This window comes from Bradyrhizobium sp. SZCCHNR1053 (assembly GCF_032381235.1).
In the GTDB taxonomy this organism is placed as follows: domain Bacteria; phylum Pseudomonadota; class Alphaproteobacteria; order Rhizobiales; family Xanthobacteraceae; genus Bradyrhizobium.
Genome location: NZ_JAUHJM010000005.1, coordinates 52779 through 70174, shown reverse-complemented (window position 1 = coordinate 70174; position 17396 = coordinate 52779). Strand labels below are relative to the sequence as shown.

Below are 17396 nucleotides of genomic sequence, written 5' to 3'. Positions count from 1 at the left end.
AGCATGGACGCGTCCGCGTCAGCGCAGTTCGAGCAGGTCGACTCCTCCGCGATCTACGAGACCAGGGTTGCCGGCTCGGTTGGCTGGGCCGGCTACCTTCTCGGCGCGGGCTCGTCGCTGCCACCGTTCATCAACTACGATGACTCGCTGAAGAAGTACGGTGGCAGTTATCTGTTCGCGACACAGCGGCCCGCCGATCTCGATCGGGATCCCGGCGGGTTCGCCGAGCGTGCACGGACCTATATCAGCAAGGCGACGCGCAATCGCGCCGTCGTCTGGCTTGCCTCGGCCAATCCGGTCGTGTTTGGCGACTTCGAGCGCTATGGCGTCTCCTTCATCAATCTGCCGCCGGTCTACCAGGTCTCGGGCAACATGAACCTCTGGTTCGCCAGCAACGCCAAATTCTACATCCTCGATCAGAGCCGGATCGATATTGACGGTGGGGCGCTGCGCCTGTCGGGCTCGGCGCTGAGTTCACCTCCGTTCATCGGCTTCGCGGGCAAGGGCGACAACCCGCTCGGCATTCGGCTTGCGCCGGCCTCCAATAATCGCATCTACGCCTACGTGCCCTTCGGCGGCGCCAACACCGGCTGCGTGACCTTTGATGGGCTGCTCGATTCGAAACAGGCGTTCGTCAGCCAGGGCTTGGGGCAGGGCGTCCGCTACGTCATCAACAACAATGCGACGGCGTCGCTGCAAGCTGCGCAGTATGCAGCCATGACGGTGGCGGCGTTGCCATCGCAGCTTTCGATCGCGGGCGCTTTCGACCTCGGCGATCCGGCCAACCGCGTGATCAGCCGAGAGCAGCTCGAACAGGGCTATCTGCGTTCGGGTTTTGCCATCAAGGGGGCGCCTGCGCTGACCAGCGAATTCCGCACGACCGGCGGGCGTGTCGTGCAACTGACACCGCTCGGGGCTGGCAGCGGAGATACGGCGCCGGCGCTCGGCGCCGGGGGCTTCGCCTTTGCTACCAGCGCCGCGAAGACGGCCGCGGCTGACACCGGCACAGCCTATCTGAGCCTGGCCGGCCACTACGCGCTCAGTGCCGACGGCAGCGCCGCCGGCCAGGTCGCGAAGCTGATGGGCGGACTGTTCGGATCGGAAGCGCTCAGCTTCAAGGCGTACGACGTCAGCCTGCCTGCAACACAAAACGATCGCCTCGACGCGATCCCCTCGAAACCAGGCTACGCGCCGGTGTTCCCGTTCGAGACGGCGGATCTCAACCGTCCCGCGAGCGGCGCCGTTGCGCCGCGCCTGACCGACGACCACCAGACCTCCTGGGTGACCATCGTCGCCGGGGGCGGGGCCGTCGACTATCTGGCCGAGCCCGAGGGCAGCGCGATCTACGGTGCGGCCGCGGCCGGCGCCGCGAATGCGGAGATACTCCAATCCGCGCCGCCGTTCATGCCGCTCGCCCAGGGCAGCGACAAGACGTTCCCGCTGGCGCCTTATGGCGCTGCTGCGAGCAGCGGCCTCGATGGCGCGACGCTCGTCCAGTTCGAGAGCCAGATCGTGGCCGCAACCCGCAAGTCGCTGATCTCGGGCTATGGCAGCAAGACGTGGTCGGCGCGGGTGCAGGCGGCGCGGGCTCATGCGTTGCACGGCACGCTGGCGGATGGCCCCAGCACCGATGGGACGACGCCTCAGGGCTTCATCATCGAGCGCGATCCGGCGACGGGGGCCTATCTGAAGGTCAGCATGGCGCAATCGCTCGACCGCGACGGCAATACCCTGCCATTCGCGCTATCTGCTCCAACCCAGGCGATGCAGGACGCCTTGCAGACCAACCAGCTCTTTCTGGTCGCTGTCAATCCGGAGCCGTTCGGCACCGGCGCCCAGTTCGCCAATACCGTCAACATTGCGGGCTGGACCATGACCGCGGCGGTCGGCGCCGGCGTGTCGGCCACCGCCTACCGCAACGTGATGATCATGAAGTTCTGCTCCGGCTCGTTGCTGGAGCGGGTCACGAATGCCAATCGTTGGACGTCCGCGGAGCAGTTCTCGCTGTTGCCCGGCACACCGACGGTCACCGCCGCGCTGTCCTACACCGGCCTCTCGCAATGGCTGCAGGACTACATTGCGGACGCCATCGCACGCTCGAAGGGAGCGTCCGGCCCATTCTATGAGAATTTCGCGCGCATTGCCCAGGATCCGAACTGGACCGGCGTCATCGTGCTCGCCGCCGATCTCGGCCAGCGCGACATGCCGCCGGAGATTGCGGGTCTTGCCGCCGGCATCGACTTCACGCGCTTCAATGCCCATCATTTCGGCTTCACCGTCAGCCGCGTCACGGTCGACGGCCGGAGCGGCCGGATCACGATGCCCTCGGGCAGCTCGAGCCTGTTCGGCCTGATCGACTACGAAGATCCGCGCTATGCGGTGAACGTCTCGAGCGGCGTTGCGCCCGACGTGCCCGTGGCGGTGCAGATGAGCGGCGAGTTCGACTTCACCGTGCTGCAGCTGCAGTCGTTGTTCGAGAACGCCAGGCTGACGCGGTTCGACAGCCACGTCCAGCTCTCGGTCGCGGCGCTGTTCGGCGCGCCGGTGTCGCGGCTGTACTCACGCGGCAAGCCGCAGCCATTCACGGGAATCGTGCTGAAGGGCAGCTATGTCGATCAGGGCGGCCGCGGCGCCTATGTCTTCGAGCAGAACACGACCAACGTGCTGACCAGCCCATCGAACGTGCTGCCGGCCGTCGCCTTCGACCGTGTGCAGTTCAACACGATCGGCACCCAGGACCAGGGCGCCACGGTGGCGAGCAACTTCCTCGTCTGGGGGCGGCTCGATTTCACGCCGCTTCAGAGCACCATCGGAGAGACGCTCGACCTGCTGTCGTTCGGCAGTCCGCCGGACACGCCAGAGGCGGCGCTCGGCGTCGGCCTCGCCTTCTCCGGTCTCGCCGTCGGAATGACCTATCCGCAGGCGACGCCTGGCGCCAAGCGGTTCGAGGTCGCGACCGGCAACCTGGCCTGGAATCTCAACGGCTCGACGATGCGCGACACCAGCCTGTTCCGCGGCTTCGCGCTGCAGCTGAAGAGCTTCGTCAACGCGACCGGCGATCAGAATCCGTCCGATCTCGGCTTCCTGCCGGTGACGTCGCAGCTCAACCTGACCGAACTCGAGGGGCCCTGGTTCGGCGTCGTCTATGACATCACGCTGGGCGGTCCGGGGGCGCTCGCCTCGGGCGTCGGCTTCCAGTCGCAGCTGCTCGCGGCATGGTCACCGATCACCACCGGCTCGGATGCGCAGCATGCGGTCTTCATCGGCATGAGCCTGCCGGGCGCGGCGCCCGGCGCCAGCCTGTTCAGCATCCAGGGCGTCATCAAGGTTGCGGTCGGTGCGATCTCGATCCTGCGCCAGCCGGTCCCGACCGCATCGGGACGCAAGCTGTCTGATGACGGTCCGAAGTGGTTCTACTGCCTGCGGATCGACGATATCGCCATCAAGATTTTCGGCATCGCCAAGCTGCCGCCGTCCGCCAACATCCAGTTCTTTCTGTTCGGCGATCCCGACAACACCGGCAGCCTCGGCTGGTATGCGGCCTATGTCGCCGACGACAATCCGGGCTACGAGCAGTCGCTCGCATTCGCCCCACGCAAGCCCGAGCTGCAGGAGCCGTCATCATGACGCGGATCCTGTTCTGGAATATCGAGAGCTTCTCGGTCAACAAGATCTTTTCCGCGTCGATCAAGCGGCAGCGCGGCCATGGCGGCCTCAACGACATGCAGAGCGCGATCCAGCGCCGCGCGGTGATCAATGCCGTGCTGACGGCCACGCAGCCGGACATCATCGTCATCATCGAGGTGAGCTCCGGCGACAATGCGCCCAACGCGCTGGCGAGCCAGACCGGCGGCATCAATGCACTCGCCATGGTGCAGTTCGGGCTCAACAACCCCGCCACGATGGTGGCAGGCGGCTGGAACGCCGTGCCGCCGCTCTACACCGGGACCGGCGGGCGCGCCGAAACGGTCGGCATTCTCTATCGCCGCACCGACACTGCAGGCAACCTCCGTCGCTATTTCACCGGGCCCAACATCTGGACCGGCGGTCATGGCGGCCTGTCGGTGCCGCCGGGCGGCGGCGCCGCCGCGCCGTACAATGGCATGGTGGTGCCTATCGGTGCCGTGAACGTCAACGGAATGCTGGTGCCGCCGGGGCTTGGCGGCGTGCGCCAGATTCCTGCGGGCGCCCAGCACAATGGCGGCCTCAATGAGGACGTCGTCGCCGCGCGCATCGCCTTCACGACCACGCTCGGTGCGCCCGTTGCCTTTGGCGGATTGCGCGAGCCGTTCATGGCAACGTTCACCGAGACCGATAATCTCGGCGTCGTGCAGCGAGACCTCACCATCTTCGGCATCCATTCCCCGCCGAACAATCCCGCGGCGGCGAACTACATCACCACGCTGTCGACGATCAACGATATCGTCGGCGCCCTGGGAGTGAATGAGACGCGGGTGATCGGCGGCGATTTCAACGTCAATCTGTTCGCCGTCAACGGCACGGCCTCGGGCCTCTATAATCCGCTCACCGGGGGGCCCGGTGCCTACACGCTGCTCGTCAGTCCGACGGCGGTGGGAGTTCCTGTCAATCTCGACCAGTATAAGGGCTATTTCTCCACCCATATCCGCGGCAAGGACAAGACGGCGGCCTCCAAATTCCTCTGGTCCAACGGCGGCGGCCCGGGGCAGAGCTTTTATCCCGGCTACGGCTATGTCGGCTCCAACTTCGTCGCTGCGCCGTTCTACTCGATCGACAACATCCTGGTCTGGCCGCACAACGGCATGCACAACTATCAGACCACGATCATGAACACGGTGACCGGCACGCCGATGAACGCGGTCATGGCGCCGCCGGACAATCCTCCCCCGGGCGCGGTTGCGCTGGCCCACCAGTTCACCGCGGCGCCGATGGGGTGGCCGGGCGCGCCGACGGCGGCGAACTATCCCGGGATCGGCGGCGCCGGAAATCTGACCGGCTGGAGCAATTACGGGCGCGTTCGCAACACCAGCGATCACTTCGGCATCTCTGCCGACATCTGAGGGAGCGCCGGCTCATGAGCGCTATCGACAATCTTCGCGCCGCTGTCGAGGCCGCCGCCGGCGACACGGCCTTCGCGCTCGATGCAGCGTTCCTGACGGCAGGCCTCGCCGATCCCGCCGTGAAGGTTCCCGCCGACTACGACACTTGGCTGAGCCAGGCCTTTTTCCTCAAGGCCGCTGCCGACTTCAAGGTGACGGTGGCAAAATCCGACGTCGGCCCGGTCGAGGGGACGGCGTTCACGGTGCAGTCGGCGACGATCCCCTTCATCGGCGCCGCGACCCCGCTGGCCGCGAAGGCCACGCTCGTGTTCACCGTGGACGGCGACCAACTGATCGTGCAGGCCGAGGCGACGCCGTCGAACTGGACCTGGACCAGCAGCTTCGCCTTCATGGGGGGCTTCCCGTTCAATCAATTCGGCACGCTGAAGAACGTCAGCTTCGTGTTCTCGACGGCGACCGGCACCTACCCGTATGGTGACTCCGCAGGGCGTGCCGTGAGCGGCGGCGCGGTGCAGAATTTCGTTGCCAAGGTCGCTCTGCCGGATGTCGCCAAGCCGTTCCTGCTGCTGTTTCCTGGCCTCACCGCGCCGGCCGGCGATCTGCTGCTGAGCGGCGCGCTCAACATGGGCATCTTCAACGGCGAGACCGTGCTGTTCCCGCCGGGGCAGTTGCGGGCCGCGATCCAGGACGGCACGTTCAAGCTCGCGTCGCAGTTCACGGTCAAGGATCCGAGCCTGGCTCTGACCATTCCCGCGCCCGATGGCGCGGACGAGGTCGATGGCGTGCTGGTGCTGGCCGATCCCGCCGATCCGGATGCCGGCGATCAGGCGCCGACGCTCGCGATCTCCTCGCAGTTCGACGTCGGCAGCACCGGCTCCTATCAGCTCGACGTCGAGATCACGCCCGGCGCGGACACCAGCTATTCGGTGGCGCTCGCGGTCGTCGAAGGCGGCGCGCCGCTGACGCCGGCCACGGTGATCGAGGTGATGGGCGGCAATGGCGGCTATCTCGCCGCGACTCCGGACGTGCTGCAGCAGTTCCTCGCCTTCGTCGGTCTCAACGGCTTCTCGATCGCCGGCACGCTCGGCCGCTCGCCGACGATCACGGCGGTCTCGATCGAGATCGGCAGCTCGAAGGATACGAGCTGGCAGATCCTGCCGCCGACCGGCGTCCTCGACTTCAAGATCACGAGCTTCGCGCTGCAATGGTCGATGGCCTATCCGTTCGACGGCACGAAGCGGCAGCAGACCTACGACTTCACGACCGAGTTCGTACTGGCGCCCAGCGTCTTCAAGGGGCCGGACGGCGAGGGCGACGGCGTGTTCACCGTCCAGTTCACCTCCGCGAAGCAGTTCTTCGCGTCCTTCGCCGGGACCGCGAAGCTGAGCGACTTCCTGACGGCCCTGTCCGGCGGTGCCGTCGTGCTCGACGTCGAGAATGTCGGCGATTTCGAACTTGGCGACATCGCGGTCGCGGTCGATTACAGCGCGCAGAGCTTTCAGTTCGATGCTGGCTTCAGCCTGACGCTCAATCTGCTCAAGATCAACAACCAGCCGATCCTTGCCGTGCGGGAGGGAACGGTCTCAATCGCGGCGCAGACTCCGACGCAGACGCCAGACGGGGGCAATGCGACGACGCTGTTGCGCGCGGCGCCGCTGCCGATGCTCCGGACCTCGCGAGTGGTCGCGCTGCAGACCGCCTCGCAGACGCAATGGAAGTCGAGCGTCGGAGGCTTCCTCGATGTCGGGCCGTTGCACACCAAGGTCAGCGTGACCTATGACGGGTTCGAAACGCCGAAGCGGTGGGACCTCGCCGCCTCGCTGGAGGAGCCGCTCGAGGTCTCGGAACTGATCAACCAGTTCTTTTCGCCCGGCAGCGCCTATGGATTCCCCAGCTTCCTGCCCGGAGATCTCATCATCGCCGAATTTGCGATCACCGCGACCATTCCGGCCGAGCAGGGCGAGCTGAAGACGAGCTACGACATCACCGTCGGTTTCAGCTGGACGTTCACCTTCGGCGATCAGACCGTCGGCATCGATCCGGCGCGGCTCGGCGTCAGCTATGACGGCCAGAAGCCGGCCCAGCAACAGTTCTCCGGCTTCGCGCAGGGAACCTGGGTCTATTCGGCGATCAACCTCAAGCTCACGATGGGCTATGAGTTCAAGACGACGGAGGCGGGCTCCAACAACATCCTGTTCGTCGAGTGGGAAGGATTCCGCGCGGATTGGGAGAGCGGCAAGGAGCAGGTCACCTTCAGCCTCAAGGGCTGGAGCATCGGGTCGCTGGTGCAGGCGCTGGTGCGTACGCTCGGCAATCCCTACTTCACGCTGGATTCGCCATGGGACCTGCTCAACCAGATTTCGCTCGATGCGCTGCGTGTCAACGTCTCGCTCAAGAGCGGCGAGAGCTTCTCGCAACGCCTTTCGGCCAGCTACGAGCTGTCGAGCCCGATCAATCTCGGCTTCATCAGCATCACGGCGCTGACCTTCCGCCGCGGCACCGACGGCAAGGTGACCCTCGCCATCGAGGGCTCGAGCCCGCTCGTCGCCGATGATCCGGCATTCAAGAATCTGCTCGATCCCGCCAAGGGGCAGGACGTGCAGAACCTGCCGTCGGTGCCCGGCCGGGGCGAGGAATGGTTCAAGCTGTTCCTGCTGGTGCTCGGACAGCGCATCGGCATCACCGGCCATTCCAGCTTCAACAGTACCAAGGAAGTGATCTGCGCACTGCAGTCCGTCCCCAGCACGACGGGCAAGATGAATCCGGTCGATCCCAATGCGGACGACGGCGGGACGCCCGGACTGCCCTATTACGACCAGTCCAACAACTGGCTCATTGCCGGGCATCTCGGCCTGATGAAAGTGGCCGGCGCCTGGTCGATCGATGCCATGCTGGTGTTCAACGACCCCAATCTCTATGGCCTGCGGCTGGCGCTCGCCGGCGAGAAGATGGGCGGGCTCGCCAATCTCGTCGTCGACATCCTCTACAAGAAGATCACCGACGACATCGGCGTCTACCAGATCGACTTCACCTTCCCGGACATCATCCGCAACCTCAATTTCGGCGCGGTGTCGATCACGCTGCCGCAGCTCGGGATCAAGGTCTACACCAACGGCGATTTCTTCATCGACATCGGCTTCCCGTACAATCTCGATTTCCGCCGCTCCTTCTCGATCTCGGTGATCGTGTACGGCGTGCCGGTGCTGGGCGCGGGCGGCTTCTACATCGGAAAACTCTCTAATGCGACATCGACCAAGATCCCGAAGACCAACCTCGGCACTTTCGATCCCGTCATCGAGTTCGGCATCGGACTGCAGCTCGGCCTGGGCTACAATTTCGAGAAGGGGCCTCTGAAGGCGGGCTTCGCGCTCACGGTGTTCGGCATCGTCGAAGGCGTCGTGGCGCCGTGGCATCCCTACAATCCCGCGCGCACGCTGGCATCGCGCGCCAGCAGCGGTGCGCTGCAGAGCGACTATTACTTCAAGCTGTCGGGAACGGTCGGCATCATCGGCCTGCTGTACGGCAGCGTCGATTTCGCGATCATTTCGGCCTCGGTCAACGTCAAGATTGTGCTGTCGATCCAGCTCACCTATGCGAGCTATCGCGAGATTCCAGTGATCGCCAGCGCGAGCGTGACGATCAGCCTCAAGGTCAAGATCAACCTCGGCCTGTTCTCGATTTCGATCAGCCTGTCGTTCTCGGCTCAAGTCTCCGCGACCTTTGTGATCGGACAGACCAGTACGGCGCCGTGGGAGGTCCAGGGGGCGCGCGCGGATGCCTTGCTGATGCAGCGGGCCCATGCACGCGGACCGGACGCGGCCATGCGGCTGGCGCGCAGCCTGAAGCCGCGGCCGAAGCGGCTGGCGCCGGCCGCCGCTCATCGCATGGGACTTGCCGCCACCGCCGGCGACAAGCCGAGACTGTCGCTGATGGCCGGCGCACAGTACACTGTGCTTGCTCCGGAGGGGGCCACGGACGCAGCCTCGAACCAGGGGGCATTCGTGCTCCTGCTCGCGATGGACGCGCCGGATGCCGCCGCGAGCGTGCCGTCCGCGACGAAGACGTCGTTCGATGTGCTGGCCGAGGTCTACTTCCCCTGGATCATCGATGCGCTGGGCAACGAGAGCGGCGATGCGGCCGAGCTCGCCGAGACGCTGGCCACGTCGGTGACGCTCACCCAGCTCGAGGCCTATGTCGCGCGTCTCGCCGACACGGCCGATCCGTTCCTGTCGATCAAGGGCCTGCTGCAGTTCCTGGCCGACGGATTCACGCTCGACATCTTCAATCCGGCGACGGCGCAATCGTCGGGGCTGAAGACCAAGCTCGATGCCGGTTCGGTGCTGTTTCCGGTGTTCGACGGATTGAAGCTGCAGGTCCCCGGCATGTCCGGTGGCCAGACCTCGCCGATCGCGTTCGAGACCTACACCACGGCCACGCCCGGCTACGCGACCGCGGTCAGCAAGATATTCGCGCAGGTCGCCGCGAACATCGCGGCCCAGAACAAGGAAACGCGCCGGCTTGCCGCGGAGACCGATACGAGCTCGGCGGAGTCGATGGCGGCCCTGGTGTTCGTCGACACCTTCACCCTGATCGCACGCCAATTGCTCCAGGCCGCGGCCGACGCGCTGCAGAGCTATGCCTATCCGTTGACACCGACGAGCAACGTCGGTGGTATCCTGGATGAGCTGAACGGGATCGCCGGCAATTCCTTGACGATTGCCGATATCGTGCAGCCCAACGTCGATCATGCCTTGGGGGCCGGGCTGTCGCTGCATGTCGACGGCCTCGAATATGTGGTGCAGAGCGGGGACACGCTGCAAGGCATCGCTGGCCGCTATTCCGATGCGGCGTCGCCTCCGCGCTGGACCACGACGCCGGACCGCCTGATCGTGGCCAACCGGTCCCGCCACATGCTGCAGGGCGGCGTCGTCCTGCTGCTCACCAACAGCCAGGGTCAGGAGCAGATCTATGTGACGCGGCAGGGCGACAGTTTCGACGATGTCGCGCTGCAACTCGGCGCGATCTCGATCGACGCGCTGGCTGCACAGAGCGTGCTCTACGGCGTCGCCGGCCTGCTGCAGCCGACCTTGCCGCTCGCGATCTGGCCGATCGCCTACAAGACCGCAGGGACATCCGGCCCGTCATCCGATACGCTGGCGACGGTGGCGAGCCTCTTCCAGACCACCGCCGTTGCGGTTGCGGACGCCAATCGCGGCGTCGCCGGCCTGTTCTCCGTGCAGGCGGAGCGCGGCCTGCTCACGGTCGCCAATCTTCAGGCCCTGTCGGTTGGCGCGCTGTGGTCGGCCATCGCGGCCACGGGTCAGGTCGGGCAGACCGCCGGCATGGTCTCGCGCTTCCTGGTCTATGGGTTGCGGCTACCGGTCCAGGACGGATTGACGCTGTCCAATGCGTTCCTCTATCCGAGGACGCAGTCGGCCTATGGAGTCTATCAGCTCACCGGCCAGCAGTTTCCGACACCCAGTTCTGCCACGAGCTACAAGGTCGGCTTCGCACGCGAGACTCAGAGCCACGGCGTCCCGCTCGATTTCATCTTGCTGAACGACGGCACCGACCTCAGCATGGAGGTTGATCTGAGCCAGGCCTATGCGGCGCTCGATGTGGTCGTCAGCTGGGCCAGGGGGCCGGGCAATTTCGTCCCGAGCCCGACATTTGCGGCGCTGCCGCTCGCCGAGCGCCAGCCGCGGCCGTTTACCGCCAGCGGCTACGCGCGCTGGTCGAGCGGCTCCGTCGCGAGCCTGTTGGCCCTGACGAACCGCAGCGGCGTGGCCGCGGCGGCCGATGCCGGCGCGCAGGTGCAGCCGACGCTGTGGAGCCTGCCGCCGGCGCAGACCAATCTGGTCGCCACGCGGGAGCAGTCGATCCGCGCCGTCATGCCGGATCTTCGTTCGACCTTCGCGCTGCTGCCGAAATTCCAGCCGCAGACCGGGCGCAGCAATCCTGCAACGGGACGCACCGACTATGCCGACATCGCACGTTGGGCCTGGTGCACGCGGCTCGACGTTCAGATCAAGCGTCTGCCCGACGCGGCGGCGTTGGCCGCGCAGGGCGTGGGCGCAGGCGATCTGCCGAGCGGTCCGGCATCCGCGCCGTCGCTGCCGTTCGTCTATGAGTTGGTTGGCCCCAGCTCGGAGGATGCGGTGCGACTGCAGCGCATCCTGACCGCCATGGACGCCCTGGGCGAAGGCATCGCCTCCGCCGTCTTCCTGCTCTACAACCAGTCCGGACCCGGCGCGCCGATGCTGGTGACGCCTGCGGATGCCAACTTCCTCGCCTTCATCACCCAGACCAACCTCTCGACCGAGACCAATCCGGCGGCGGCGCTCCGGCTGACGCTGGCTACCGAGGACGCTCCGCCGCGCGGCATTGCCAACTCCCCGGCGCAGTTCATCCGCCTGATGTGGGAGCTCAGCACGGTCCGCAGCGGCGGCTACTATCTCTATTACGAGAACGTCGAAAGCGGCGAGGGCTTGCCGGCCGCCGTCTTCGATTCCTCCGGCTCGGGCGTAGTGACGGTGGTCGTGACGTTCGCTACGAAAGGCAGCGAGTCGTTCGGCACCACGCTTCCCGATTTCGTCAACGCCTTCATGACAACCGACGCCGTCGATCCGCAGAGCGATCTGGTACAGACGGTGTCGCTCGCCTCGACAGGCCAGACGGCGCCGGTTGCGGCGGGGGCATCGCTCGATGCGCTCGCGGCGATCTACGGCCCTGGGCCCGGGCGGATCGCCGAGGTCAACGCGACCAAGCCGCTCGCCGCGGGCGCGCTGGTGCCGATCGTGGGCGCGGTGCGCCAACTGACCGACGCGGATCTGGTCCGCGGTGCCGGCGGGTCCATCGACGCGCAGGCCACCCTCGACAAGCTCGCCAGGCTGTTCTCTGCCGGCGCCATCCACTCCATCAGCGGCCAGGACATCGCCGCGTTCAATCCGCAAGTCGCTGTTGCGCTCGCGGCCGTCTTCTACATCCCGCCGCTGACCTATCAGGTCAGTTCCTCCGCCGCGCCCGGGATGAGCTTTGCCAGCATGGCCGCCTATTACGGGTTGGATGTCGACCTGATCGCCCGTGGCGCCAGCGCAGCGCCCGGACTGTTCCCGGTCAATGCCGTGCTCGATCTCGACCCGCAGCTGTTCTCGCTGCGCGACCAGCTGCCGCCGCAGAACATCGGGTTCTCGTTGACGCGCGACAATCTCGGCCTGCCGCCGGACGATCCAGCGGCGCCGGACTTTGCCAAGAAGACAATGTATCAGCTCTACACCTCGCTGGCCGCGGGGCTCGCGGGCAACGTCTTCTACAAGGCTACTCCGCTGGGCATGCCGTTCGGTCCTCAGGACCATGACGACGATCAGTCCGGCGCGTTCGAGAGCCATGCGCGCTCGGCGCGGACGCGCGGCAACCGGTTGGCGCAGGTTGCCCTCGCCGATTTCGACTATCGCCAATCGATCGGCATCGGCGCGCAGTTCGCGCTGGTCAACGCCGCGCCGGACCCGTCTGATCCGGATCTGCCGCCGAAGGCAGCCAACCCCTATCTCGGCGTCGGCACCATGGCGCAGGTCGCGCTGCAATGGCGCGACATCTTCGGCAACACCACGGTGACGCCGTTCGAGGCACCGCCGCAAGGGTACCGCGGCGCGCTCAACGGTGCGGCGGTGCCGATGCTGTATCGCGACGAGCTGATCGGGCTGGGGTCCTGGATCAATACCAACGCCAGCTACAGCTATGACGGCACGGCCGGTGCCGCGTTCAAGCTCGTTCTGTCCCTCAACGCCGCCGCCTATGCTGGGCCGGACGGCGCGGCCCGGGCCGCCGACGATCTCTCGCTCTACACCCGGATCTATTATCAGCTGCATCAGGACTATTCGGCCGATGTCGCCGTGCATGTGCCGGGCGTCTCCGGCAACGCGGTGGCGATGCGGCTATCGAATTCGCTGATGGCCAAGCCCGATGTGGACCTCAGCGACCCGCAGGCGGACATCATTCGCGGCTATGTGCGCGCCTGCGTGCTGTATCTGAAGCTCGTGACGCGCGGCCAGGTGCCCGCCGCCCCGGCTGTGACCCTGTCGCTTCCGGTCGACGTCAATGCGATCGCCGCCGGCAACATCCTCGAGCTGGATGTAACACTCGCGTTCAGCCGCAATCCGCTGCTGGTCGATCCGGCGGTGGCGGCGTTGCAGGGCGGCAGCGGCGTGGCCGCGGCGATCCTGCCGCGTGCCGATGGCGACGGCAATGTGTCCTATACGGTGTTCAGCAAAGCGGTCGAGGCCGTGTTCGCCACTGCCGACTGGTATCTCAAGGTCGGGCAGGGGCTGTCCCGCGACGGCGAGGATGCGGCCGACGGCGCTCAGCAGCTCTGGGCGGTGCGCTTCGGCAAGGCGGCAGGGCAGGGCATCCATTTCAAGCTCGGCACGTCACCGAGCTATTTCGCGCCGAAGCCGATCGCCAAGGCGCTGGCCAGCGGCGATGCGGCGATCACGCGCTATGACAGCGGCGACACCGACACGCTGCATCTCGACGGCGTCGACCTGAACCAGTGGTTCCAGAGCGCGCTGGATGCAATCGATCAGTTCCTGTCGGCCGACTACGCGCCGCACGCCTTCATCCTCGACCGGATTGACGGCGTGACCGATCCGCTCAAGGACGGTTCGCTGGGAAGCGTGCTGTCGGCCAAGGAATCCCTGGCCGATACGATCGGCCTGAAGACGCTGCCGGTGCTGTCGACCAGCGCGGGCGATCCTTCAACCGGATTCGCCGCCAGCGAGAAGCTGCGCCAGCAGCTGCTCAACCAGCTCGGCGCAGCCTATCGCGCCGGTGCGGCCGTCGTGTTCGGATTGACCGAGGTGACCGGCGGAGGCGACAGCAACCCGGCCGGTCCGCCGAACTTCTATGGTCAGCCGGGCGGCAGCATCAAGGGCGCCGCGGACAATCAGAATTTCACACTGACGCCGACGCGCATTCCGCTCGGCGAGGTCTACGATCCCGCCAGCAAGACCTGGTACGATCCGCGGCTGGCCTTCGTGTTCGCCACCAAGAACGTCGTCGACCAGGCCTATGTGCCGCTCGAGCTCACGCTCTCGCTCACTCATCTCGAATTCGAGCGGCGTACCGTCCCCGGAATCGACGGCTATGTCGATTCGCGATGGCTCGCCTTCGTCAACGGGCCGTTCAGCTATCCGCTGGGGACGCAGGTCACCAACATTCCCGTGGTCAACCGCGATCTGCCGACGCCGCCGACGGTCTCCGCGCAGCAGGCACGGCAGCTCACCGGCGAGGGCACGACCGATCCATCGAAGCTGAACGCCTGGGGTTATTCGTTCGACTATCTCTATCAGCAGGCGGCAGCCGACGCGGTGTCCTGCACGATGGAGTTCAACCGGCCGACCGAGCCGACGCTGCGCGGCTCGGCCAGGTTGAGCGGCGAGCCCGACCTGTTCACCGCGCTCGCGCAATTCGTCACCAACTATCCGGCGATCCTGCGCGATCTCAACCAGTATCTGGTCGGCATCGATGGCGCCGAGCCGGATCCGGCGACGCTGGCCGCTGCGCGCAAGGCGACCGCTGCCTTTGCCCTTGAGACCAGGCAGATCGCGGATGCCTATGCGCGGGAGACGGTCGGGCCTGCAAGGCTGGCGGTCGCACCGGCGCATATGATCGTGAAGTTTATGTCGACGCTCGACAGCACCAGCGACGGGCACGCGCGCACCAATCTCGTCAACATCACCATCGATGGCGTGGCGGCGAGCTGGAATGCGGCGGCCAATACGATCTCGAACGGCACCACCACGCTTCCGGCGCCCGTGATCGCAATCATCGCGCCCGAGCTCTATACGGCCCAAGCCGTGCCTCCGGCGGAACTCCCCCCTGGTGTAGAGATCGCCTACGTCTATACGCGTCAGGTCGACGGCAAGACGGTCTATCTCCGCGAAGCGGAGGCGCGCGGGCTGCCGGCGCGGACGGTGTCGATCGCTCCGCTCGATGTGCTGCTGTACCAGAGCGGCTGGGCGTCGGTGTTCGTGCAGCGCAATCTCGCGCTGTTCCCGCTGGCAGATCTCAAGACCACCAGCACCAATCCGGCATTCCTGTTTCAGACGCCCGAGGTGCGTTTCGCGTCCACGGTGGTCCCGCAGCTGAACTACACGGCGTTCTCGCTCGACGCGATGTCGGGCGCCTCCGGCGACCTCGACGCGCGCCTGACCAAGTTCTTCGCGGGACTCTATGCTGACGGCAATGGCAGCACCAGCGACGAGGTCGCGATGCAGGGCATGTACAGCTACGAGGTCGTAGCCGGCCAGCCGGCGATCCCGCGCGTACGGCTGCCGATCAACCTGCTGACGCCGACCCCGTCAGCGGTCGATCCGGGCGTGAAGCCGCCCTTCGTGGCCCCGTTCGCGCAGATGATCGATACGTGGCGGGCGACGACCAAGCCAACGACGTCGGGCCATGCCCGCGTCGAGATCGAGCTGAAGGTCTTCGGTGGCGTCGGCGATGCGACGCAGCCGTTGATCCAGGTCGGCCGGCTCACTCACGACGTCGCGAGCGCCTGAAGGCGGTACCGGCATCGAAACTGCGGCCGTCGCCGGAGATCATCTGGACATGCCGCCCGCAGCGTCGGGTGGTACGGGCTCAAGGGTCGAGTGCTGGGTCGGGTGATGGCTGGCGCGCTCGGAGAGATTCGAACTCCCGACCCTCGGAATCGAAATCCGATGCTCTATCCAGCTGAGCTACGAGCGCGCGGTGCGGGCCAAATCTCCCGCGTCACCGGGATACCAGACTTGGATGGGCAAGGCCAGCCTCCGCCGCGCATGAATGGTCGTTCGCCGAAGCTGGCTCAGCGTCCCCGGATGGCATCAGAAGCAGGGATGCCGGCGTCGGTCCTGGCCGATATAGGCGGCCGAGCTCTGGTAGCAGTGGTTGGTGGAAGGACCGTCATAGAACGCAAAGGTGCCGGGCAGCGGGCCGGGGCCATAATTGTGCAGGAAGCTGATGGCGTAGGGCAGCCCGTAGTGGTGGCGATGATGCCGATGATGGCTGCGTGCCTCGGACGTGGCGGGCACCAGGGCGGCAGTTGACACGATCAAGGCGGCGGCGAGGGATGCGAGCTTGCTCATGACTTTTCTCTTCTCCGGAAAACGACGTCAAGGCCGGCCGTCTGGCCGGTAGCCTAACGCGGAAGTGGCGGAAAGGGTGCGCAAAAGGCGATAGTTCGTCAAAATTTTGGCCTTTTCCGCATGCTTAAGGAGCCATGACAAGGTCCGGCAGTGCCGTCGTGCATTGGGCTCGAGGCGTTGTCGCGACAGCGCCAGAAAAGACCGGGTTTGCCGTCCGATCCATGAATCGCCTGATCCCAAGCGTCGTGCTCCTGCTGGTCGCCGCTAGCCCGGCGCGTGCGGATTTGCACATTACGCGCGATCATGGTGGCTACATCGAAGAGTACAAGGCCAAGTACAAGCACATCCGGGAAACGCATCAGCGCGTCATCATCGACGGCATCTGCAATTCGGCCTGTACGCTCGTCTTCGGCTTGGTGCCGCTCAACAGGATCTGCGTCACGCCCAGGGCCAGCCTCGGCTTCCACCAGGCCTATTACGACAAGGCGTTCACGTTCGGCATCAAGGTCACCAGCGTGGAGGGGACGTCCGAGCTGATGTCCTATTACCCCGATTCGGTGAAGGACTGGATCCGGCGCAACGGCGGGCTCACCACCGAGATGAAGCGGATCAAGAACGGCATCGAGCTCTGGAAGATCGTCGACCCCTGTCCTGACGTCTGGTGAGGACGACGTTCCTCCTCGAGACGCCGGCCTCTCCGACGGCTCCGATCGTCGCGCCGGGTGCCGCATGTTTGCTGCGTTATGCCCTGGACACCGGATCGTGGTTCCGGGCCGGCATCCGGACGACACCTCACGAAACAATCCAGCGCCAGATTGTCCCCCACGACCGGGCACTGGATTGTTTCGCCGAGTCGGCCGGGCAAGCCGATCGCCTGCCTTCAGGCCGGGCCGAGCAGAATCAGCGCTTGGCCTTCTTCGTCTTCTTGGCCGCTTTCTTGGTGGCCTTCTTGGCCGTCTTCTTCGCAGCTTTCTTGGCCGCCTTCTTCACGGTCTTCTTCACAGTCTTCTTGGCGGACTTCTTGGTCGCGACCTTCTTGGCCTTGGCGGCGGCCCGCTTGGGTGCAGCCTTCTTGGAGGTCTTCTTCGCGGTCTTCTTGGCCGCTCGCCGGGCCTTAGGTGCCGTCGTGATCACCGGATCCTTCGGCGCCTCGGCGGGCATGCTGGTCTCGGTCACGGTCGGGTCAGAGAGTGGAGTGTCGTCCATATCGGGTCCCCCGATTTGTTGGAAACCC

Annotated in this window: 6 protein-coding genes and 1 tRNA gene; 4 read left to right on the top strand and 3 right to left on the bottom strand. The window is 65.8% G+C overall.

Annotated elements, in window-relative coordinates; genetic code table 11:
• The first annotated feature begins 3 nt into the window (after positions 1-3).
• From QX051_RS14450 to QX051_RS14440, 3 genes are read left to right on the top strand one after another with little or no spacing between them, the layout of a single operon-like run.
• The gene (locus QX051_RS14450) at positions 4-3627 is read left to right on the top strand and encodes a hypothetical protein (protein ID WP_315776589.1); all 3624 of its coding nucleotides are present in this window, start codon (positions 4-6) and stop codon (positions 3625-3627) included.
• A complete protein-coding gene (locus QX051_RS14445) occupies positions 3624-5039 on the top strand; it encodes a hypothetical protein (protein ID WP_315737657.1) in 1416 nt (471 codons plus the stop codon). The genes QX051_RS14450 and QX051_RS14445 overlap by 4 nt, the downstream gene beginning before the upstream one ends.
• 14 nt (positions 5040-5053) lie before the next feature.
• Positions 5054-15598, top strand: coding sequence for a LysM domain-containing protein (locus QX051_RS14440; protein WP_315776588.1), 10545 nt, complete (start codon positions 5054-5056; stop codon positions 15596-15598).
• Positions 15599-15708: 110 nt separating this feature from the next.
• Here the strand turns inward: QX051_RS14440 and QX051_RS14435 are convergent.
• Together QX051_RS14435 and QX051_RS14430 are read right to left on the bottom strand one after the other, a co-directional pair.
• Positions 15709-15785: transfer RNA gene (locus QX051_RS14435), tRNA-Arg, on the bottom strand.
• 116 nt (positions 15786-15901) lie between these two features.
• A complete protein-coding gene (locus tag QX051_RS14430) occupies positions 15902-16162 on the bottom strand; it encodes a hypothetical protein (RefSeq protein ID WP_315737659.1) in 261 nt (86 codons plus the stop codon).
• Between the two features lie 221 nt (positions 16163-16383).
• Here QX051_RS14430 and QX051_RS14425 point away from each other — a divergent pair, with 221 nt between their 5' ends.
• Positions 16384-16827 (top strand): hypothetical protein, encoded by a 444-nt coding sequence (locus tag QX051_RS14425; RefSeq protein WP_315776587.1) that lies wholly within the window; start codon positions 16384-16386, stop codon positions 16825-16827.
• A gap of 235 nt (positions 16828-17062) precedes the next feature.
• Here the strand turns inward: QX051_RS14425 and QX051_RS14420 are convergent, their stop codons facing one another.
• On the bottom strand, positions 17063-17368 hold the full coding sequence (locus QX051_RS14420; RefSeq protein ID WP_315776586.1) for a histone: 306 nt from the start codon (positions 17366-17368) through the stop codon (positions 17063-17065).
• Positions 17369-17396 lie beyond the last annotated feature (28 nt).